Annotated in this window: 18 protein-coding genes and 1 riboswitch; of the genes, 2 read left to right on the forward strand and 16 right to left on the reverse strand. The window is 40.1% G+C overall.

From position 1 onward, the window contains the following. Window positions 1-237 precede the first annotated feature (237 nt). Window positions 238-2301, forward strand: coding sequence for an elongation factor G (gene fusA / locus BHU72_RS10255; protein WP_069702537.1), 2064 nt, complete (start codon window positions 238-240; stop codon window positions 2299-2301). A 72-nt stretch (window positions 2302-2373) separates the two neighbouring features. Here the strand turns inward: fusA and BHU72_RS16665 are convergent, their stop codons facing one another. The 16 genes from BHU72_RS16665 to BHU72_RS10335 all read right to left on the reverse strand — a co-directional run bounded on the left by BHU72_RS16665 (window position 2374) and on the right by BHU72_RS10335 (window position 18247). Further along, on the reverse strand, window positions 2374-2514 hold the full coding sequence (locus BHU72_RS16665; protein ID WP_495657304.1) for a YcnL family membrane protein: 141 nt from the start codon (window positions 2512-2514) through the stop codon (window positions 2374-2376). A 159-nt stretch (window positions 2515-2673) separates the two neighbouring features. Then, window positions 2674-4317, reverse strand: a complete 1644-nt coding sequence (groL, locus tag BHU72_RS10260; RefSeq protein ID WP_069702538.1) for a chaperonin GroEL — start codon at window positions 4315-4317, stop codon at window positions 2674-2676. A gap of 116 nt (window positions 4318-4433) precedes the next feature. Continuing rightward, complete coding sequence (groES, locus tag BHU72_RS10265; RefSeq protein WP_069702539.1) at window positions 4434-4715, reverse strand: co-chaperone GroES; 282 nt, start codon at window positions 4713-4715, stop codon at window positions 4434-4436. Window positions 4716-5377: 662 nt separating this feature from the next. Continuing rightward, window positions 5378-7279 carry a molybdopterin biosynthesis protein gene (locus BHU72_RS10270; protein WP_069702540.1) on the reverse strand — a complete coding sequence of 634 codons (1902 nt, stop codon included), beginning with the start codon at window positions 7277-7279 and terminating at the stop codon, window positions 5378-5380. A gap of 12 nt (window positions 7280-7291) precedes the next feature. Continuing rightward, window positions 7292-7540 carry a hypothetical protein gene (locus BHU72_RS10275; protein WP_069702541.1) on the reverse strand — a complete coding sequence of 83 codons (249 nt, stop codon included), beginning with the start codon at window positions 7538-7540 and terminating at the stop codon, window positions 7292-7294. Between the two features lie 397 nt (window positions 7541-7937). Continuing rightward, complete coding sequence (gene tatC / locus BHU72_RS10280) at window positions 7938-8777, reverse strand: twin-arginine translocase subunit TatC (RefSeq protein WP_069702542.1); 840 nt, start codon at window positions 8775-8777, stop codon at window positions 7938-7940. A gap of 32 nt (window positions 8778-8809) precedes the next feature. Further along, complete coding sequence (locus BHU72_RS10285; RefSeq protein ID WP_069702543.1) at window positions 8810-9070, reverse strand: twin-arginine translocase TatA/TatE family subunit; 261 nt, start codon at window positions 9068-9070, stop codon at window positions 8810-8812. Between the two features lie 60 nt (window positions 9071-9130). Then, entirely contained in the window at window positions 9131-9772 is a 642-nt protein-coding gene (locus BHU72_RS10290) for a redox-sensing transcriptional repressor Rex (RefSeq protein WP_069702544.1), read from the reverse strand. 2 nt (window positions 9773-9774) lie between these two features. Then, the gene (mobB, locus tag BHU72_RS10295) at window positions 9775-11565 is read right to left on the reverse strand and encodes a molybdopterin-guanine dinucleotide biosynthesis protein B (protein ID WP_069702545.1); all 1791 of its coding nucleotides are present in this window, start codon (window positions 11563-11565) and stop codon (window positions 9775-9777) included. 14 nt (window positions 11566-11579) lie between these two features. Further along, on the reverse strand, window positions 11580-12617 hold the full coding sequence (locus tag BHU72_RS10300) for a molybdopterin-binding protein (protein ID WP_301553528.1): 1038 nt from the start codon (window positions 12615-12617) through the stop codon (window positions 11580-11582). Window positions 12618-12931: 314 nt separating this feature from the next. After that, window positions 12932-13864: an MOSC domain-containing protein gene (locus BHU72_RS16260; RefSeq protein ID WP_069702546.1), complete on the reverse strand. Its 933-nt coding sequence runs from the start codon at window positions 13862-13864 to the stop codon at window positions 12932-12934. 1 nt (window position 13865) lies between these two features. Next, the gene (gene moaC, locus BHU72_RS10310; protein ID WP_069702547.1) at window positions 13866-14348 is read right to left on the reverse strand and encodes a cyclic pyranopterin monophosphate synthase MoaC; all 483 of its coding nucleotides are present in this window, start codon (window positions 14346-14348) and stop codon (window positions 13866-13868) included. 53 nt (window positions 14349-14401) lie between these two features. Next, window positions 14402-15385, reverse strand: coding sequence for a GTP 3',8-cyclase MoaA (gene moaA, locus BHU72_RS10315; protein WP_069702548.1), 984 nt, complete (start codon window positions 15383-15385; stop codon window positions 14402-14404). 107 nt (window positions 15386-15492) lie between these two features. Then, window positions 15493-15608, reverse strand: a riboswitch (molybdenum cofactor riboswitch). 83 nt (window positions 15609-15691) lie between these two features. Next, window positions 15692-16273 (reverse strand): molybdenum cofactor guanylyltransferase, encoded by a 582-nt coding sequence (mobA, locus tag BHU72_RS10320; protein ID WP_069702549.1) that lies wholly within the window; start codon window positions 16271-16273, stop codon window positions 15692-15694. 43 nt (window positions 16274-16316) lie between these two features. Continuing rightward, window positions 16317-17225 carry a formate dehydrogenase accessory sulfurtransferase FdhD gene (gene fdhD, locus BHU72_RS10325; RefSeq protein ID WP_069702550.1) on the reverse strand — a complete coding sequence of 303 codons (909 nt, stop codon included), beginning with the start codon at window positions 17223-17225 and terminating at the stop codon, window positions 16317-16319. Window positions 17226-17665: 440 nt separating this feature from the next. Further along, the gene (locus BHU72_RS10335; protein ID WP_083248389.1) at window positions 17666-18247 is read right to left on the reverse strand and encodes a 5-formyltetrahydrofolate cyclo-ligase; all 582 of its coding nucleotides are present in this window, start codon (window positions 18245-18247) and stop codon (window positions 17666-17668) included. Between the two features lie 125 nt (window positions 18248-18372). Here BHU72_RS10335 and BHU72_RS10340 point away from each other — a divergent pair, with 125 nt between their 5' ends. Continuing rightward, window positions 18373-20286 (forward strand): ABC-F family ATP-binding cassette domain-containing protein, encoded by a 1914-nt coding sequence (locus BHU72_RS10340; RefSeq protein WP_069702552.1) that lies wholly within the window; start codon window positions 18373-18375, stop codon window positions 20284-20286. Window positions 20287-20354: the final 68 nt, after the last annotated feature.

Genomic DNA, 20354 nt, shown 5'->3' on the forward strand with positions numbered 1-20354 from the left:
TTAGGACTATAAATCTTATAGTCCTGTAGTATTAACTATACTAGATTATCATAAAAGGTTCAAGGGTATTTTCTGGCATGAATGTAATATAACAAACTCTTATGTTTGAATAAGTTTTTATTATTTATATCTCGATTAATCCTATTATTTCCTTATCGTACCATTCTATATATTTACTTTTATAGTACTCAGTAGTACGATAAAAACAAAAGCACTAACATAAGAGGAGCTGATTGGATGAAAGCTTATGAAGCAGACAAAATCAGAAATATCACCTTGTTAGGACATGGCGGTAGTGGTAAAACCTCCATCACAGAAGCTGCTTTATTTACTGCAAAATTAACGACAAGATTGGGCAAGACAGAAGATGGCAATACTGTTTCTGACTTTGATAAGGAAGAGACTGCAAGAGCGATTTCGATAAGCACGTCGCTCATCCCGATAGAATGGGAAGGTTATAAGATTAATTTTCTTGATACTCCAGGCTATTTTGATTTTATTGCCGAAGCCCAAAGTAGTATAAAAGTAACCGGCGGTGTAATTATAACCGTCGATGCCACAAGCGGAGTTGAAGTAGGTACAGAGAAAGCCTGGGATATGGCAATGGCAAGAAATATCCCTACGTTTATCTTTGTCAATAAGATGGATCGTGATACAGCAAATTTCGAAAAGGTATTAAAAGAGCTGCGCGAAACCTTCGGAAAGAAAATAGCTCCTTTCCAAATCCCCCTTGGAGCTAACGAGACATTTATCGGCAACGTGAATGTAGCGAAGATGGTTGCGTGGGAATATACAGGCAAGGACTGTATAGCAAAACCCATTCCTGATGCTTTACTCGATAAAGCACACGAGATTCGTGAAATGTTAATGGAATCCGTAGCCGAGAGTGATGAAGTACTCATGGATAAATACTTCGGAGGAGAACCGTTTACCGAAGATGAAATTCAGAACGGACTCCGCGCTGGTATCATTTCCGGCAGTGTCGTGCCTGTAATCTGCGGGGCTGCTAATAAAAACATCGGGATCCACACCATGTTAAGTATGATTACTGACTATTCCCCTTCCCCAATGGATATGCCTGCAAAAGAAGGTATAAACCCTTACACTAAGCAAAAAGTAAAGCGAACTTTAGAGTTCAATGAACCTTTTTCCGCACAAGTTTTCAAAACAATCATCGACCCATATGTAGGTAAAATTTCATTATTGAAAATGATTTCTGGCAAACTCACCCCTGACACCGAAGTATTCAATGCAAACAAAGACGAAAAGGAAAAAATATCAAATCTGTTTATCTTACGGGGCAAACAGCAAATTGACGTGACTGCTGCATTAGCTGGCGATATTGTTGCTGTTGCAAAATTACATCATACTGTAACAGGTGATACCCTTTGTAGCGTGAACGCGCCCATCATGTATAGCAAAATCGATATTTCTGAGCCACAACTATACCTAGCCATTGAACCAAAGGCTAAAGGCGATGAAGATAAAATCCACATCGGACTTACAAAGTTAGCTGAAGAGGACCCTAGCTTTTCTTTTGCAAGAAATACCGAAACAAAGCAAACCCTCATTAAAGGGCAAGGAGAACTACATATAAAAGTCATAGTTAGTAAGCTAAAGAGTAAATTTGGAGTTGACGTCGAGCTAAGTGATGCGAAAGTTCCCTACCGAGAGACGATTAAAGGTACTGCGGATGTGCAAGGAAAGCACAAAAAACAGTCAGGCGGCCATGGTCAGTATGGAGATGTAAAAATTAAGTTCGAACCTTCTAGTGAAGAATTCGAATTCCACGAGAACGTATTTGGCGGCGCTGTACCTAAGTCTTATATCCCTGCCGTAGAAAAGGGGTTAAGAGAAGCTATGGAGCATGGCGTCCTTGCAGGATTTCCTGTGATTAATATCAAAGCGACCCTGCACGATGGATCATATCATGATGTCGACTCATCGGAGATGGCATTTAAAATCGCTGCAACGATTGCCTTTAAGAAAGGAATTGAGACCGCTAGCCCTGTTCTATTAGAGCCGATGGCCGAGTTAAAGGTAATTATTCCTGAAGTGTATATGGGTGAAGTGATGGGTGATTTGAATAAAAGACGTGGTCGGATCATGGGTATCGAACCACAAGTAAGTGGCGACCAACTAATTATTGCAGAGGTTCCTCAATCCGAAGTGTTCCAATATGCGACAGATTTACGATCAATTACACAAGCGCGGGGTAGCTTTACGTCAAAGTTCGCCCGCTACGAAGAAGCACCACCTTTTATTAGCGAGAAAGTTATTGCCGCCGCAAAAAATCAGTGAAAATAGGTACGTATTTGACATAGAAAAGTCCACTCAAGAGGTCACAACTAACAGTCCCTTTGAGTGGACTTTTTATATATGTAAAGAAAATTTACCATACTTCAAAATGATATATGCTGTGAATTGAATTCCAAACTTATAAATTGGCGATAAAAATATGATTACGATTAACCATGTTGGAAATTTATTGATAAGTTCATAATATGGACTAATTCACGTGACGTAAAAATACAAACCACTCTCTTTACCGTAAATGCAAGTAAAAGAAGCCTCTCACAAGTTCAAAATGAACCTTTGAGAAGCTTCAAAAATGTTATCATTTAGGCATTACTTCGGGGTAATTCCTGATGCATAAGGCTTTAAGGGCCTAGATTACATCATTCCGCCCATTCCGCCCATGCCACCCATGCCGCCCATTCCGCCCATGTCTGGCATTCCTTTTCCTTCTTCTTTCTTGTCAGCAACTACAACTTCTGTAGTTAAGAACATTGCTGCAACTGATGCTGCATTTTGAAGTGCGGAACGAGTAACCTTCGCAGGGTCAACGATACCCGCTTCGATCATGTTCACCCATTCGCCAGTAGCAACGTTGTAACCAGTGCCTACAGGCTCATTCTTAATGCGCTCAACGATTACAGAACCTTCAAGTCCAGCATTGTCAGCGATTTGACGGATTGGCTCTTCTAATGCACGAAGAACAATGCGTACTCCTACTTGCTCTTCTGGTTGTAATTGAATCTTCGATACTGCTTGAATTACGTTTACTAGAGCAGTTCCACCACCAGAAACGATACCTTCTTCTACTGCTGCACGAGTAGAGTTTAGTGCGTCTTCGATGCGTAATTTCTTCTCTTTTAATTCTGTTTCAGTAGCCGCTCCAACTTTGATTACTGCAACTCCACCAGCAAGCTTCGCTAAGCGCTCTTGTAACTTCTCTTTATCGAACTCAGAAGTAGTTTCTTCGATTTGTACACGGATTTGCTTTACGCGAGCACCAATTTCTTCTGGGTTTCCAGCACCGTCAACGATAATTGTGTTCTCTTTCGTAATGCGAACTTGACGAGCAGTTCCTAATTGCTCTACAGTAGCTGACTTAAGGTCTAAGCCTACTTCTTCTGTGATTACTTCTCCACCAGTTAATGCAGCGATGTCTTGTAGCATTGCTTTACGACGGTCGCCAAATCCAGGAGCTTTTACAGCTACGCAAGTAAATGTTCCACGTAACTTATTCACTACTAATGTCGCTAACGCTTCGCCTTCTAAATCTTCTGCGATGATTAATAGCGGCTTGCCTTGTTGAACAACCTTCTCAAGTACTGGAAGGATTTCTTGAATGTTGTTTACCTTCTTATCTGTGATTAAGATATATGGATTGTCAAGAACAGCTTCCATTTTATCTGTGTCAGTTACCATGTAAGGAGAGATGTAGCCGCGGTCAAATTGCATACCTTCTACTACTTCAAGCTCAGTAACAAAGCCCTTTGACTCTTCTACTGTAATAACTCCATCGTTTCCTACTTTATCCATTGCTTCTGCAATGATTTGACCGATTTCTTCGTCAGCAGCAGAGATAGCAGCAACTTGTGCAATAGCAGCTTTGCTTTCTACCTTCTTAGAAATCGCTTTAATTTCTTCTACAGCAACTTGAGTTGCTTTTTCAATACCCTTTTTGATAACCATTGGGTTTGCACCAGCAGTCACGTTCTTTAGTCCTTCACGGATTAAAGCTTGCGCAAGTACAGTTGCAGTTGTTGTACCGTCACCCGCTACATCGTTCGTCTTAGTAGCAACTTCCTTCACTAACTGTGCTCCCATGTTTTCGAAAGCATCTTCTAATTCGATTTCCTTCGCGATAGTTACACCATCATTAGTAATTAGTGGAGAACCGAATTTCTTTTCTAACACTACGTTACGACCTTTAGGCCCTAAAGTTACTTTTACAGCGTTTGCTAATGCATCTACACCGCGAAGCATTGCACGTCGTGCGTCTTCTCTGTACTTAATGTCTTTTGCCATCTATAAAAACCTCCTAATATTCTATATGTGATAAATCGCTAGTATCGATTGGACTAGCATCTCCGTCTATTACTTAAGTATAGACTACGAAATAACTTATGTGTTTGGTGATGCTACTACTCTAGTACAGCAAGAATGTCGCTTTCACGTAAAATTAAGAACTCTTGACCATTGTGCTTTACTTCAGTACCTGCGTACTTAGAATAAATCACTTGATCTCCTGCTTTCACATCTAATTCTACGCGCTTACCATCTTCGAAACGGCCATTTCCTACAGCAACAATTTCACCTTGTTGTGGCTTTTCTTTTGCCGATTCTGGTAAAACGATACCACTTGCAGTCTTCTCTTCTTGTGCCACAACTTTAATAATGACACGGTCGCCTAAAGGTCTTAACATTTGAAAAAAACCTCCTTGAAATATTATGATTTTTAGATTATTAGTATTTTTATTGTTAGCACTCGGGTTAAGTGAGTGCTAACGATTATTATAATAGTCATTTACCTAGAAAAATGCAACTAAAAAGATGGGTTTTTTATCGTTTTATTTAAATATATAAGTCATTTATAGAGAATATTTCCCATCTTATCTCTTTGTATCTCGTTTTTTCAATCATTTTTGTACGTTTCAATATTCATACGATGATTGTTTTTACTCATTATTATTAACTAGAGTTTATTCTTTAAAAAGACATACTGCTCTATGGTATCCAGTTTTCGCAATATATATTCTCTTGAAAAATAAATAAAGCTAGTTATTAGTTCCCTAGCTTTATTACACCAATGATTATAAAGAATAATAACACTGAATATAGAAGTATTTTCATTCTTTTCTCCCATATCGCAGCTATAAATATCCTACAATAGAATAAGAAAATGAAAGTCACCCCATTCCCAGATTACATAACAATCCTCTAAATATATATGTATGTTGATGGCAACTATAAATTGCATGGTATAAACGAAAAAAACAGTAAGTTGAGCCCAAGAGCTTTACTTACTGTTCCTATCAAGTATCAAAGTTGATATTTTATTATTGCGGTTTCATAACCAGTATTATAGTTATGGGCGTTTTATTTCCCCTGTATCTCTACAGCTATATCCACCTAAAGCTTCAATTCTACTTTTGATTCTTGGATCACGAATCAAAGCTAGGAGCATTTCTCCTTGCTCACTTGCAAGGAATGCATCAGAGACTACAAATTCATACTTTTCTTCGCATAGTGGAACGAAATCGCATCCCATCGCCTCAGCTGCAGAACGAATTCCCATGGCACAGTCTGCCGCCCCGTAGGCAACTGATGCTGCCACCGAGCTATGGGTAAACATCTCTCGAGTATAACCCGCAATTTGACTCGGGACAATTCCTGCTTGCTGCAATAAGTAATCGAATAGCATACGTGTTCCCGCACCTTTTTGACGGTTCACAAAGACAATATCCTGTCTCATTAAATCAGAAATGCCTTGAATATTCTTTGGATTTCCTTTGGCTACAATAAATCCTTGCTCACGATGAACAAAATGCACAATTGACACTGGTGTGTTTTTTACAAACTTCTTTACATAGGAATGATTGTACTCCCCTGTTTCGGGATCTAGTAGATGAATGCCAGCAAAATGACATTCCCCGCGATCAATTGCCATAATTCCTGCCATACTGCCCACATGGGCGGAAGATATACGCTTTTCTGGATAACGAAGTTTGAGCTCGTCAACTAAAATATCTAAGGAAAGGTCGTGGCTACCAATCCCAACCATGGTATTCTTAATAATCTCTGGTTGGCATAACAACTCTACTTCAACTTCTTGCCCGCTATCGAAGTGCTCTCGTTCTGGAGGAATTGTCATAATGCCGTCAGCTAATACCAGCGACATGACAACACCTGCACCACTGCCAATCGGTGTAACAATCAACTTGTCATTCACGTAGCCGATCTTGACTCGGACAAACTCTTCAGAACCAAATACGGAGTTTACACGTTTCGAAAGAATCCCATGTAACTTCGGTCGCTGTGGCGGAATCAACTTACGCAACCGATATACTAGTGGCTTAGCAAACCAATCTAGAGCAAGCCAAGCAGATACAGGATAACCAGGTAGTCCTAAAACAGGCGTCTCTGCAATCTTACCAAGAATTGTAGGCTTCCCAGGTCGAGTGGCAATCCCATGCAACACGACTTCCCCACGATTGCGTATCGCATGCACCGTATAGTCCTCCGATCCTGCGGAAGAACCTGCATTAATAATGACAAAATGATGAGATGAAGCAGCCTTTGCGAGCGCTTCTTCAATAGCGTGCAACTCATCCCTTACAATATCAAAAACGGTTACTTCTGCTCCCCATTCCTCTAAGTAACCTTTAAAAATCGTGCTATTAAATTCTATCAATTCTCCCCGTTCAGGGTCTCTTTTTGGTTTAACGATTTCATCGCCCGTTGGAATGATTGCAACTTTAGGTTTTACATGAACAGGAACATCTAGTACTCCAGCAGCAAGCATAGCAGCTTGGTCAATCGGTCGAATCTGATGGTTCGCCGTTAGAATGAGTTCCTTTGTAACGATATCTTCTCCAATGGCACGAACATGTTGCCCAGGTCCAACAGATTGATGGATGATTACATTGCCATTTTCCAACGTATTGACTCTCTCAATCATAATCACTGCATCAAATTCGTCTGGAATTGGATCTCCTGTATCAACAGGTATAAAGTCAACGTCCTTAACTAATTCTACTGGATTTGCTTCCGATGCGTCATAGGTCTTGTACGCTTTAACAGCAATCCCGTCCATTGCAGATGCTTGAAAATTCGGATTTGAGTTATGTGCATACACGGCCTCAAATGTAACACGATGTAATGCACTCTCCACAGGGATTTGTTCGTAATCTATATTTGTACTACATGCTTGTAACCATTTGTGTAACGCGTCTATACGCGGGCTATTATCTAAATATACATTTCGCACAGGCCCACCTACTTAAAAGCAGCCTAATTCACATGCAACAATTTTAATATTATGTTGCTTTGCAATTGCGCCTAATCGATTACTTGGCAAACCTAGTTCCTTCGCAATCTTTCTTAATCTTCCACAAGCAATACGATTCTTCACTGCGTATGTTTGTAGTACTTCCACTACATAATCTTGTTCAAGTTCATGAGTTTCTTCTAGAGAATTGATGACTTCAGGAATTTCCGTATATTCAGTAATAGGTGCGATTTGTTGCATATAAATCCCCCTCCATCTAGTTATCTCAGCGGCGTTTACTAATACTCCCACTTCTACAGAATGGTTCTTCTATTTTAAAATAGTTAGAACCATTACGTACCTGAGGTGAAAGCGGGAGATAAGTGCCGCCAAGCTTCGAAATAAGTGCAACTAAAGTTCAGTTGGAGTAAAAACTCCATCTGAACTAAGTTTTCTTTATATCTGTATATTTTTTAGGCTATGCCTCACAAAACATATGGTATGTGTCTTAATTGATATAATAGCACATAGGGGCGGGAACTGACAAGAATAAAAATAGTACTTTCCAAAAATTTTATAGTCATATTGGATGGTAGTGTCAATGAAAAAAACGAACTGCAGAAAGTTCGGCAGTCCGTCTATCCATTTCTATTCAGCTTTAATTCGATTCCTTAGTTTCCTCGTTAGAATCTTCCTTCACTACATCTGACTCATTCGACTCAGTAGTACCTTCTGATTCTCCTTCGGATTTCTCGCCGTACATTGCTTCATACTCTGCTTCCTTTGCTAACTGCTTCTTATATACGACGCCAGATAACAAGATACTAATCTCATATAATCCCACGAGTGGTATAAATACAGCGATTGCAGAAATAAAGTCAGCCGGCGTAATCATTGTAGCAACAATAATTAACACTAAGTAAGCCATTCTTCGCAGTTTACGCAACCTCGGTGGGTTTACGATGCGGATTTTGGTTAAAAAGATTACTACGATTGGCATTTCGAAAAGTAATCCAAAAGGTATGACTAGATTGGAGATAAAGCTCACATATTCAGCTAAACCAATCATACTTTCAACGCCAGCTATTGCTTCTGTAAACCCAACCAAGAAGCCCCACATCATTGGAAAAATTACAAAGTATGCGAAGGATGATCCGACAAAGAAAAGAGCCAACGCAGCAGGTATAAACCATACCGTGTTCTTACGTTCCTCTATCGTCAAGGCTGGCTTAACAAATGCCCAGACCTGATATAACGCCGTGGGTAGGGCAATCACAATTCCCACGTAAACAGCAACTTGCAGATATACACGAAGTGTATCCATTGGACGGAATACATTTAAACTATCTATATCCCGTGTTAAATATTCAATAATCTCTTTCGCATATATGAAGCCAACGACAAGCCCCACTATAAAAAACGCAAAAACTACAACAATGCGGTTTCTTAACTCTGCTAGATGCTCTACGAGGGTCAGTGCTTGATCTTTTTCTGACATGAGGCAACGACCTTTCTACTTATAAGCGTTTTCTAGTGCTTTTGCTCACTCTTAGCATCAGTTACTTCTTGTGCTTCTACTGTTAACACAGTTTCTTCTTTAATTTCCTTCTTCACAGTCTTCTGTGGAGCGTCATCATTTAAATCATTCGTTAAGTCCTTAGTAGCACTCTTAAATTCCTTAAGTGTACGGCCCACTGCACGACCTAGTTCAGGAAGCTTGTTCGGACCAAACACAATAAGTGCGATTACTAAAATTAAAATTAAACCTGGTACACCGATGTTTGAAATCATTTTTGAATCCTCCGATTTAATAAATTTTTTTACTGATAAATTTACTGACACATACTGATTTTACGCCTCAAATCGCTCATTATTTTTCAAAAGGTAAATGAGGGTCTGAAGTTCCACTGTTAAATCTATATAATGAATGCGGACTTCCTTAGGTACTAATAGCCTGACGGGAGTAAAATTGAGAATTCCTTGAATCCCAGCCATGACTAGTTGATCAACTACACTTTGAGCGACTTGCGCAGGTACTGTAACAATCGCCACAGTGACAGCATATTCCTTACAGAGCTTATCTAAATCTGAGAAGTGATGTATTGGTACGCCATTGACTTTTGAACCAACCTTTGAACTGTCGACATCAACTGCCGCAACAATCTTACTATTCTCATCTTTGTAAAGGTTGTAATTCAAAAGGGCGGTACCCAGGTTCCCTACTCCTACTAGTATAACATTCGTTACTTGATCTTTTTTCAAAAAATCTCGAAAAAAGTTAACCAAATAATTCACATTATAGCCGTAGCCTTTTTTGCCAAGCTCTCCAAGATAAGAGAAGTCACGTCGAATGGTAGCAGGGTCAATCTGCAACGCTTCACTTATATCTTTCGAGGATACTCTTTGTTTCCCTGAAGCTTGCAGCTTTTCCATATATCTATGATACACTGGCAACCTCTTTGCTGTCACCTGAGGAATTTTTTGTTCTGACATCCTTAGGACTCCCCCAACACTCGATTTACTATGTATCGACTTAACCCCTCTACATCATTTATATCATACACTGGTAGTTTTTGCTGTTCAAGAGAAAAATCTGTAGCAATTGCTTCTACCATTGGAAGCTCGTACGCATGATGCAATAAATCTGGGTTGCGGACGACATAAATTTTAGGAATCGATAGTGTTTTAAAGCCCTCAATCAGTATGATATCTACATCACGTATGTGGGATAGTGCTTGTTTCAATTGCTCTTCTCTTTCATACTTGCGATAATCAATGAATGCAAGCTGTGAGTCGGACGTGATCGTCACTGCCTCAGAACCGGCCTGTCGATGTTTCCACGTATCCTTACCCTCTTGATCCATCTGAAAAGAATGTCCATCGTGTTTGACACTAGCTACACGATACCCCATTTCACGTAACCTTGCAATCACTTTACAAACCAAAGTGGTTTTCCCACTGTTAGCAAAACCTGCAAAGCCGAATAACGGTATATCTTTAGCCCGATTAAGCTCGTGATTAGAAGCTGTCGGTGGATGTAACAAAATAACATCAACGGAATCACCGCTGTGAATTTTCTGTTTACTGGCAGGCACATAAATTAAACAATTCGCATCGATAAGGTTTGATAGTATCCCTGACTTTTGCGTTGCCAATGGCTCTACTAATAAACTACCCTCACGACTAACCGATGCCGTTGCTCTAAGAAAGCGATCTTGCCCAACAACTTTACCAACGGAACGAGTCAACATCGCCCTTACAGGCTCTCGCCACACGTCAGATAAACTCTGTATTTTCCTGACAAACGCACGGACAAACAGTTCACAGCTAATGTACGCAGCTGATGGATTCCCAGATAAACCGAATATCATCTTATCCTTCCATTTCGCAACAACCATAGGTGTACCTGGACGCATAGCTACACGCCAAAACAAGATTTCTGCACCAATGGCTTGAAATACTTCTTTCATCACATCGTAATCCCCAACGGAAACACCACCGGTCGTGACTACAAAATCGTGACTGTCTAAAGCTGCTAATAGTGTACTCGCAATCTGTTCCTTTTGGTCAGGCACAATACCGCCCATTTGGGCACGTACGCCCCAAGCTATCAACTGCGCTGTTATACTTGGGCTATTACTATTGCGAAGTTTCCCATAAGACGGTTGCTGGTCCACTGATACTAACTCATCACCACTAGCAAATACGATAGCATTCGGTTTGCGATACACATGCACTTCATGATATCCAAAGCTCGCAAGCACTGCAATTACGGCTGCATCAATTAACCGACCTTTTGTAACGATTAATTGGCCTTGCTCCATATCCTCCCCTACATGCGAGTAGTTACCAGGGGATTTAGGAACGTGATAAATATCAACATGTTGACTGGAGTTTTCATAGTGCTGGGTTTGATCCTTTTGCACATTTGTATCTTCAAACTTTATAATCGTGTCGGCGCCTTGTGGAAGAGGTGCACCCGTCATAATTCGAGTTGCTTTACCAACTATTACTTCTAATGCAGGAACATGCCCAGCAGGCACACTCTCAATTACCTCTAAAGTAACTGGTTGATCTGGCTTTGCATCTTTCACATCTATGAAACGAACCGCGTACCCATCTAAAGGTGACTTATGAAACGATGGAATTGGTGAGTCAGCTACAACATCCTCCGCCAACACTCTTCCTAAACAATCCTCAAGCTTGACTACTTCTATCATCGGTTCATCTGCATGTGCTAAAATAATTTCCAATGCTTCCTGTACGGATACATACTGTTTATACATTTGGATATTCACTCCTATTTGCCAAAAGAACAGTGCGGGAAGGAACAAGGTTCACAGCTAGTGCATAGTCCTCCATATCCTAACTCGGCAATATCTTCACGAGTCACTGGCTCTTTAGCAAGTACTCTCGGAAGAATTAAATCGAAGGATGTTGATTTCTCATACATAACGCAGCCAGGTAACCCGATAATTGGCACTCCTTTGTAGTACGCTAACAACAGCATGGAACCAGGTAATATTGGTGTCCCATAGGTGACTAGATCAGCACCTAAACTCTTGATTGCCCCAGGTGTCCTGTCATCTGGATCGACACTCATACCACCAGTCGTGACCACCATTTCAGCACCAGCTTCAATTAGCTTTAGAACCGCTGTACGAATCTCTTCTAAATCATCCGGTACAAAAATCTGGTCAAGAATCGTAGATTCTAGCGCTTCAAGCTTCCTCTTTACAACTGGCCCAAACTTATCTGGTATTCTACCTTTAAATACCTCTGACCCCGTGGTAACAATCCCCACTTTAAAAGAATGTATAGGTAAAACAGAAATAATAGGTGCAAAATTTTTGGCAATCGTTTCAACCGTTAATATCTTTTCTTCTTCAATGACTAACGGGATTGCCCTTGTGCCTGCAAGCTTTTCACCCTTTTTCACACGTCGGTTGCTGTGCAAAGTAGCAATCGCTATGTCGGGTACATTATTCATCGCATTGATTGCTTGCGGATTAATTTTCAATAAGCCGTCTATGGCAGCACTCAAATTCACTTTACCTTCGCTAGTCTCAGACAACTCTACATTATCACCGGCGATTGCTTGGGCAAGGCGAAGAGCCGCATCATCTTCATGCAGCTCACCTTCTTTAATATCTAAAATATATATATGTTCTTTACCCATAGATAACAGCTCTTCCACATCAAGCGGACGAATTATATGTCCTTTTTTAAAGGCACGGCCCTTAAACTTACCAGGCACAATCTTCGTCATATCATGAGCAAGTACCATTCCTATGGCATCTTCCGTCTTAATTTCACGCACACTAATTCCTACCTTCAAATATTATTCTTACTCCCATTTCATAAATGAGAGATCGGTTATATGAAGCATTTTATTAATATTCTGTATTACTATTATTGTAGTCGATTATTGTAACGTTATAACGTTATAGTAGACTACTGTTAACGTTATTTTGGTAGTAGGAGGATATTCGCTTTTTGCACTTTTAGTGAAGTCATTGCTAATATTTCTTAGTGAAGAATTCTTAAGAAGATTCACTGTTTGAGCAAAACGAGTTTGAATCTTCAAGAATTCAAGCTTAGAAATATAAATGACGAAACGCTAAAGTGAAAAAAGTGAATGTCCGTATACTTCTATTTCCGTGCACACTCCCCAGTTTTCCCTTGCAGAATACGAATTCCATGCGGCAATGTCGCAATAATTTCCCCAAGGCACTCTTCAACCGCTTTCGGGCTTCCTGGTAGGTTTACGATAATCGCCTGCTTACGCGTTCCAGCTACAGCGCGAGATAGCATAGCACGGTCCGTCTTTTCAAGGGATCTCATGCGCATCACTTCTGCAATGCCTGGAATCTGTTTCTCAATAATCTCTAATGCTGCATCTGGTGTTACATCACGAGGCCCTAGCCCTGTTCCGCCAGTCGTAAGTACAAGATCTAATTTCTCTTCATCAATCCATTGTTTCATAGTATCTCTCAAAACATCTTTTTCATCAGGAACTACTGCGTATTGTTCCACATGTCCGCCAATTTTCGCAACCATATCACGAATTACTTGTCCGCTTTGGTCTTCTCTTTCACCTTTAGATCCCTTATCACTTGCTGTTAATACGCCTACACGGTAATAGTCGGTAGGTAGCTCTTCTACCTCGTCACCAACTTTTAGTACGCCACCTTTAAGAACGATTGCGAAAATACCTTCCTTCGGCATAACACAATCACCCGCTTGGTAATAAATCGCACAACGTGTATGACACTCTTTTCCGATTTGTGTAATTTCTACAATAGTTTCGCCCATACGAACGCGCGTCCCTACAGGTAAAGCCAACAAGTCTAAACCTTCTGTAGTAATATTTTCTGCAAAATCTCCCGCTTTAACCGTTAGACCCATTGCAACCATTTTTTCGATACTTTCTTGAGCTAATAAACTTAGCTGACGGTGCCAGTCTCCTGCGTGAGCATCTGTCACAATCCCATGATCTGGGCGGATTTCCACCTGATCTACATTGGTCTTTCTCATTCCCTTACGATCACTAATTGAAATTGCACGAATTCTTCCCTTTTCCATATTATTGCCCCTCTCCTCTACGGAAATCTCCACTCTTACCACCAGTTTTATATTCTAATTGGATATCTGTAATGACCATTTCTTTGTCAATTGCTTTGCACATATCATAAATCGTAAGTGCTGTTGCTGAAGCTGCTGTTAGCGCTTCCATTTCTACCCCAGTAACTCCATGGGTACTTACAGTTGCTTCTAAGTAGATTGTGTTCTCAATTTTCTCTGTATCGAACACAATGTCAACACTTGTTAGTGCCAACGGATGGCACATCGGAATTAAGTCCGAAGTTTTCTTCGCTGCCATTACTCCAGCTACTTGTGCAACTGCCAATACATCACCTTTTTTAATTTTCCCTGTTTTGATACGGTCTAGCGTTTCCGGTTTCATGACTACTTTACAACTAGCTATGGCAGTTCTTTTCGTCACAATCTTTTCAGAAACGTCTACCATGCGTGCAAACCCTTGATCATTAAAGTGCGTTAATTCCATCGAATAATCCTCCATCATACCAATATGAAAAGTAGTGTTCCGTTAAAGTTATGTTACCCACCAATTTGCGACATCTTACGAACAGTTTTATCTTGCGACATCTGTTCCTCTGTCATCTGGTGTTTTTCTTCCTTAAGGTTGAGCACTTCACGGAATACATTTGTTAGCTGCTCCTCATCAGAAATGTAAGAGCGAATATCGACTTCATTTTGCCAGAATAGACATGGCTTCAGCTTCCCATCAGCCGTCAGACGTAATCTATTACAACTAGAGCAGAAATGCTGACTTACAGGATGGATAATGCCAATCGTCCCTTCAGCACCCGCAAGTTTAAAAACACTGGCAGGTCCGTTTCCTCGAACCCCTACTACGTCCATCACTGGTGCAATCGATTCTGCAATCTTTCGTACTTCTTCCAGTGGGTAATACCCATCTTTCCAAACTAACGAATCGCCAATTGGCATATATTCAATAAATCTCATTTGAATTGGTAAGTGAATTGTCCAGCGGATAAAGTCGGCAATTTCATCCTCATTAAACCCTTTAATCACAACAGCGTTTACCTTCACCGGGTTAAGACCTTTCTCAATGGCCTTCTCAATCCCTTGAATTACCTTTTTCAGTTCGCCGCCTCGCGTCATTAAACGGAATCGATCTTCGTTCAAAGAGTCTAGACTAATATTTACACGACTTAAACCTGCCGCTTTTAATGCATCAATTCGGTCTGCCAAAAAAATCGCATTTGTCGTCATTGCTATATCTTCAATCCCAGGCACAGCATGAATCATCTGGATTAAAGACTCTAAATCTTTACGCACGAGTGGTTCCCCGCCAGTTAAACGAATTTTGCGTACCCCTAGTTTGGCAGCTACCTTTACAACAGACAAGATTTCTTCAAAGCTTAAAATATTTAAGTGATCAAGAGACTTGACTCCTTCTTCTGGCATACAATATTGACAACGCAAATTGCAGCGATCTGTAACAGCAATTCGCATATAATCATGCTTGCGCCCAAACTTATCAACTAGAGTATTCATTGGGTATACCCCTTTCTAAAACAGCGTCAAAATATGATAACGATATGAATGAGTTCGTGAAAATTGCAACAAAAAAGATACCCTAAAATGAGAATACGGGTATCTAGCATGTACAGACCGTATCTCCTTTCCAGTGGGAGGCCAAACCGTTTCCAGTATAACCCTAATCGGCAATCTTACCGTAGTAAACCTTAGGCAAAAAAGCTCGGAGACAATCAATATTGAATTATCTTTAATTTTACTATGTTTGTGATAAAAATACAAGCATCATTGATGAATTTCATATGAATAACTAGTGATTTTCAGCTACGCTTTTCCTTTAGCTGTGCGGTAATCTTCTGGTGTGTTCATGTTATAGAAAATATCCTGTCGCTCTTCTAAAGGAATAATCTTAGCCTTTACTTGATTTACAAGATTGCTAATTTTCAAATCTTGTGCCAATAAAAGTCGCTCAATGGTTTCACGACTATCTTTATGGTAGATCGCATGAAGCGGTTGCAAACGGCCATCGGTGGTTTGTCCAATGATTAATTGGTAGCCTTCGTGCATAAAATCTTGCGCCTTTGCAATAAACCATGCAGGGTCTGCATATGGCATATCACAAGCTATGGCCATGATATATGGATTTCCCGACTTACCTAATGCCGCATGAATTCCACTGAGTGGGCCTAGCTGTGGAATCTCATCTTCAATCATCTGTACTGCTAATGTTTGTGCGACTTTATGATAACTCTCCGGTCGATTCGTTACCAAAATGATGGGATTAGCCACAGGCAGTAATTTTTCATGAATATGTTCCACCATAGTTACGCCATTCAATTCTAATAAGCCCTTATCTTGCCCCATTCGCTTACTAAGTCCGCCTGCCAGAATTACACCTGTGATCATGCTATTCTCCTAACTGTATAGATTCATCGTCTTTCGTGTAATGTTAGTCGTTATTTTCTTGTTGTACTTGTTGTTGTTCCTGTTGTTCTTCATCAGACTCTGCTAGTTGTGTGCTTTCCATATACATTGCATCATGGTCAGCTACTTCCACATCTGTGATTCTCCATCCGTTGGCATAAATATTAAATCTTCTACCACGCACAAAGCCAGCTAACGTCAATCCTAATTCCCTTGCAAGACGTACGGACAGGGTCGTTGGTGCAGATTTGGAGATAATCATCGGTATATCTAACTTTGCCACTTTTAATAATATTTCTGAAGAAACTCGTCCACTCGTTACAAGCACCTTATCTTCAATGTTAATATTATTCTTTACACAGTGACCGACAATTTTATCTACCGCATTATGACGCCCGATATCCTCGTGATACACGACAATTCCCGATGGATCACATAAAGCAGAGGCATGGTTTCCACCTGTTTCTTTAAACATTTCGGAGTTCTGTTGCAATGCTAGCATTAAATTAGAAACCTGTTCTGAAGTAATGTCCAGTGGTCGTTCAATTCGATTTGTGCGCATCGAATCCAATACATTGTAGAAGATTGTCCCTTTGCCACAGCCTGATGTAATCGTACGTTTTGCGAATAATTTCTCCGATAACGATTTTTTCTTTTTCGTAGTCACATAGATTAAGCCCTTGTCCAAATCTGGACGAATTGTATCAATATCATCATACGATCGGATTAACCCTTCCGAATTTAAGAAACCTATGGCAAGCTCTTCAAGGTAAGTTGGCGTACACAATAACGTGACTAACTCATGATCATTAAAGAAAATCGTTACTGGGTATTCAACAGCCATTTGATCTTCAAACGGCACCGGTTCGCCTTCTTTAACTCGAATTACCTCTAATGTTTCGGTCTTGTCCAAACGTAAGTCTTTAATATCCACTGAGTGAATCCCCCTCTTGATATCTAATGCCTAGTAATCCATTTCATAAACAAAACTTATCATTCATCGAGTCCTTTGCGAAGCACGAAAGGTATAAGTCTCGCTATATGCCTTGCTCGGAAAAAGGACTAGCACGACTAAGTCGTGCTTAGGGTCCCTTCCTCTCTATTAATCGTTCGAATATTAATCTGCTGCCTTACTAAACACTTACTACAAACTAATATTAATTTTGCCTTACCTGCAATCTCTATCCGAACCCTGTGTAATTGAACCTTTGCTGAATACCTATACTCTCCGTCGCTAAGCTTCCACGTTTTTTTAGCGCTTCTTAAACAGATTTGACAGGACTTCTTCATGCACTAGCCCCCTAACAATAAGTTATTAATACATATGTCAGAGGGTTTTTGTCTCATTCCTAATATAAAGAAAACTTACCTATCCTATAGAACAAATTTTGTTTCAATAAATTCTTGGTCTGTAATAATTAATGGAATGCGTTTATCATGATTCTCCATTGGTACTTCAGAAATTATTTGTTCATCAAATGCAACGGCTATGATGGTAGCATTCGGTGTGCGCTCAAAAAACCGATCATAGTAACCAGCGCCATAACCAATCCTTCCACCATGTCGATCAAATGCAAGACCAGGAACGATAATAACATCCAATGTGTCCACATCCACGATACGAATTGCTTGTTTGATAGGCTCAAGTACACCGAAATTCCCAGGAGCTAGTTCCTCAAAGCTGTATAATAAGGAAGGGTGTAGCTCCCGTGACTTAGGATCACTGAGTGGCACGATAACTTCTATATTTTTATCCCAAAGGTATTGGATGAAATCTTTAGTCTCTACTTCATCTTGAAAATTCACGTATACCATTACCCTTTTGGCTTGCTGAATTTCTTCTAAAGCCTTTAATCGCTCAAGAATTACTGCAGACTTCTTCACTCTGCTTTGCTTACTAACTTTCATTCGTTGTAGTAGCATTTCTTGGCGTAATGTTCTCTTTCTAACCTTCACGTCTATCCCCTCCGTTTACATGGTGGTTATTCTTATAAGAATTTGATATCATAAAATTTATAAATTCTAATGTACTAGCAAAAGCCGTATGTATGTTTGAAAAGTAATTTCTGAGGTGATTGAATTTGGCAGTCCTACAAGCTCTTCATATAAATAAGTCCTATGGGATTACTCCTATTCTAACGAATTTATCTCTTCAAGTCCATGATGAAGATAAAATTGGGATTGTCGGCCCTAATGGCGCTGGTAAGTCCACTTTTTTAAAGATTCTAGCAGGACGCGAATTGCAAGATCAGGGTGACATTATTGTTACGAGAGATAAACAATTATGTTATCTTGCCCAAGATAGTGGCTTAGATTCTGAACGCACTGTCTGGGATGAGATGTTATCCGTATTTGCTTCCCTTCATTCAATTGAACAAGAAATTCGCCGTTTGGAAATTCACATGGGTGTTGCTTCTTCTCCACAGGAAACATTAGAAGCGATTATGGAACAATATAGCATATTACAGGAACGATTCGAACGTGAAGGTGGATATAAATTCGCTGCTGACATCCGTAATGTGCTGGCAGGTCTGGGCTTTGGTTCCATGAATTATAAAGAACATCTGGTAAAACGTTGTAGTGGCGGTCAGAAAACGCGACTAGCACTAGCTAAAATTCTTCTCAGTAATCCAGATCTTATCTTATTAGATGAACCTACAAACTATTTAGACATCGATGCTTTGTCATGGCTAGAACAATTTATCAAGGACTTTGAGGGGGCTGTTCTTGTAGTTTCCCACGATCGTTACTTTCTAGATACTTTCGTAACTGCAATTTATGAAATCGATCAACATGTTGGCACTCGTTATGAGGGCAATTACTCTTTTTATTTGTCCACAAAAGAACAGCGTCTCATCGAGCATGAGAAACGATATGTTCAGCAACAACAGGAAATTGCCAAAGCAGAAGACTTCATTCAACGAAATATTGTGCGAGCTACCACTTCTTCACGTGCGCAAAGCCGTAGAAAGCAGTTAGAAAAAATCGAAAGAATTGAAGCTCCTAAGCAACAATCGAAAACCTTTTTCACGTTTCAGACGAAGAAGCGCACAGGAAACTTAGTACTCGATTTACAGTGTTTAGAGATGCAATTCGAGGAAAACGGTCAACAAAGAAAATTATTTCAAAACCTCAGTCTTCAAGTCGAGCGTGGCGACCGAATTGGAATCATCGGCCCAAATGGTATAGGCAAATCTACACTATTAAAAATTATAGCTGGCCGCCTAACCCCTGTTGCTGGTAACGTCCAATATGGTTCGAATTTGCTGATTGGCTATTATGATCAAGAGCAAGCAGATTTGACCTTAACGAATACAATCTTCGATGAAGTGCATAATGATTTCCCCAATATGACGAAGACGGAAATCCGCAGTGCTCTAGCGCAGTTCCTTTTTACTGGCGATGAAGTAGAGAAAAAAATTGTATCTTTAAGTGGCGGTGAGAAAGCAAGGGTCACTTTGACAAAATTGATGCTCGCGCAAGATAACTTACTCCTCTTAGATGAGCCGACGAACCATTTAGATATACAGGCTAAGGAAGCCCTTGAATCAGCGCTAACTGCCTATGATGGTACGATGTTATTCATATCCCATGATCGATATTTCTTAAATACGATTGCCAATAAAATCGTGCACTTCTCCCAGGACCAATTGACTGTATATCTTGGCAATTACGATTACTATCTGGAAAAGATTCAAGAGAAAGATCTCGTCATACAGCGTGAGGACTCTGTCGCGGAGCAAAAAGAAACCCACGAAGAAATGAAGCGTAGAAGAAATACCGAGAAACAACTAACAAAACAATATGAGAAGGTAGAAGCAGACATTCAACAAACAGAAGAGGAAATTGCAAATTTAGAAAATGAGCTATGCAATCCTGAAATATTTGATGATCACGAAAAGGTCACCATCCTAAATCAAAAACTTACAGAAAAACAACAACAGTTAAATCAATTATTAGAAAAATGGGAACTTCTAGCGAATGAATTGCAGTAGACTAATGACCTGTCTTTCAGGTTGAATTCTCCTGTTAAAATTGTGAGTGCAGACTCCGATATTAGATG

It is taken from the genome of Desulfuribacillus stibiiarsenatis (assembly GCF_001742305.1).
GTDB classification, from domain to species: Bacteria; Bacillota; Bacilli; order Desulfuribacillales; family Desulfuribacillaceae; genus Desulfuribacillus_A; species Desulfuribacillus_A stibiiarsenatis.

What these genes read in the sequence shown, in the direction of transcription:
- fusA (WP_069702537.1), top strand. Translation starts at nt 238, where the DNA reads ATGAAAGCTTATGAAGCAGACAAAATCAGAAATATCACCTTGTTAGGA.
- groL (WP_069702538.1), bottom strand. Translation starts at nt 4,317, where the DNA reads ATGGCAAAAGACATTAAGTACAGAGAAGACGCACGACGTGCAATGCTT.
- groES (WP_069702539.1), bottom strand. Translation starts at nt 4,715, where the DNA reads ATGTTAAGACCTTTAGGCGACCGTGTCATTATTAAAGTTGTGGCACAA.
- BHU72_RS10275 (WP_069702541.1), bottom strand. Translation starts at nt 7,540, where the DNA reads ATGCAACAAATCGCACCTATTACTGAATATACGGAAATTCCTGAAGTC.
- tatC (WP_069702542.1), bottom strand. Translation starts at nt 8,777, where the DNA reads ATGTCAGAAAAAGATCAAGCACTGACCCTCGTAGAGCATCTAGCAGAG.
- BHU72_RS10285 (WP_069702543.1), bottom strand. Translation starts at nt 9,070, where the DNA reads ATGATTTCAAACATCGGTGTACCAGGTTTAATTTTAATTTTAGTAATC.
- BHU72_RS10290 (WP_069702544.1), bottom strand. Translation starts at nt 9,772, where the DNA reads ATGTCAGAACAAAAAATTCCTCAGGTGACAGCAAAGAGGTTGCCAGTG.
- mobB (WP_069702545.1), bottom strand. Translation starts at nt 11,565, where the DNA reads ATGTATAAACAGTATGTATCCGTACAGGAAGCATTGGAAATTATTTTA.
- BHU72_RS16260 (WP_069702546.1), bottom strand. Translation starts at nt 13,864, where the DNA reads ATGGAAAAGGGAAGAATTCGTGCAATTTCAATTAGTGATCGTAAGGGA.
- moaC (WP_069702547.1), bottom strand. Translation starts at nt 14,348, where the DNA reads ATGGAATTAACGCACTTTAATGATCAAGGGTTTGCACGCATGGTAGAC.
- moaA (WP_069702548.1), bottom strand. Translation starts at nt 15,385, where the DNA reads ATGAATACTCTAGTTGATAAGTTTGGGCGCAAGCATGATTATATGCGA.
- mobA (WP_069702549.1), bottom strand. Translation starts at nt 16,273, where the DNA reads ATGATCACAGGTGTAATTCTGGCAGGCGGACTTAGTAAGCGAATGGGG.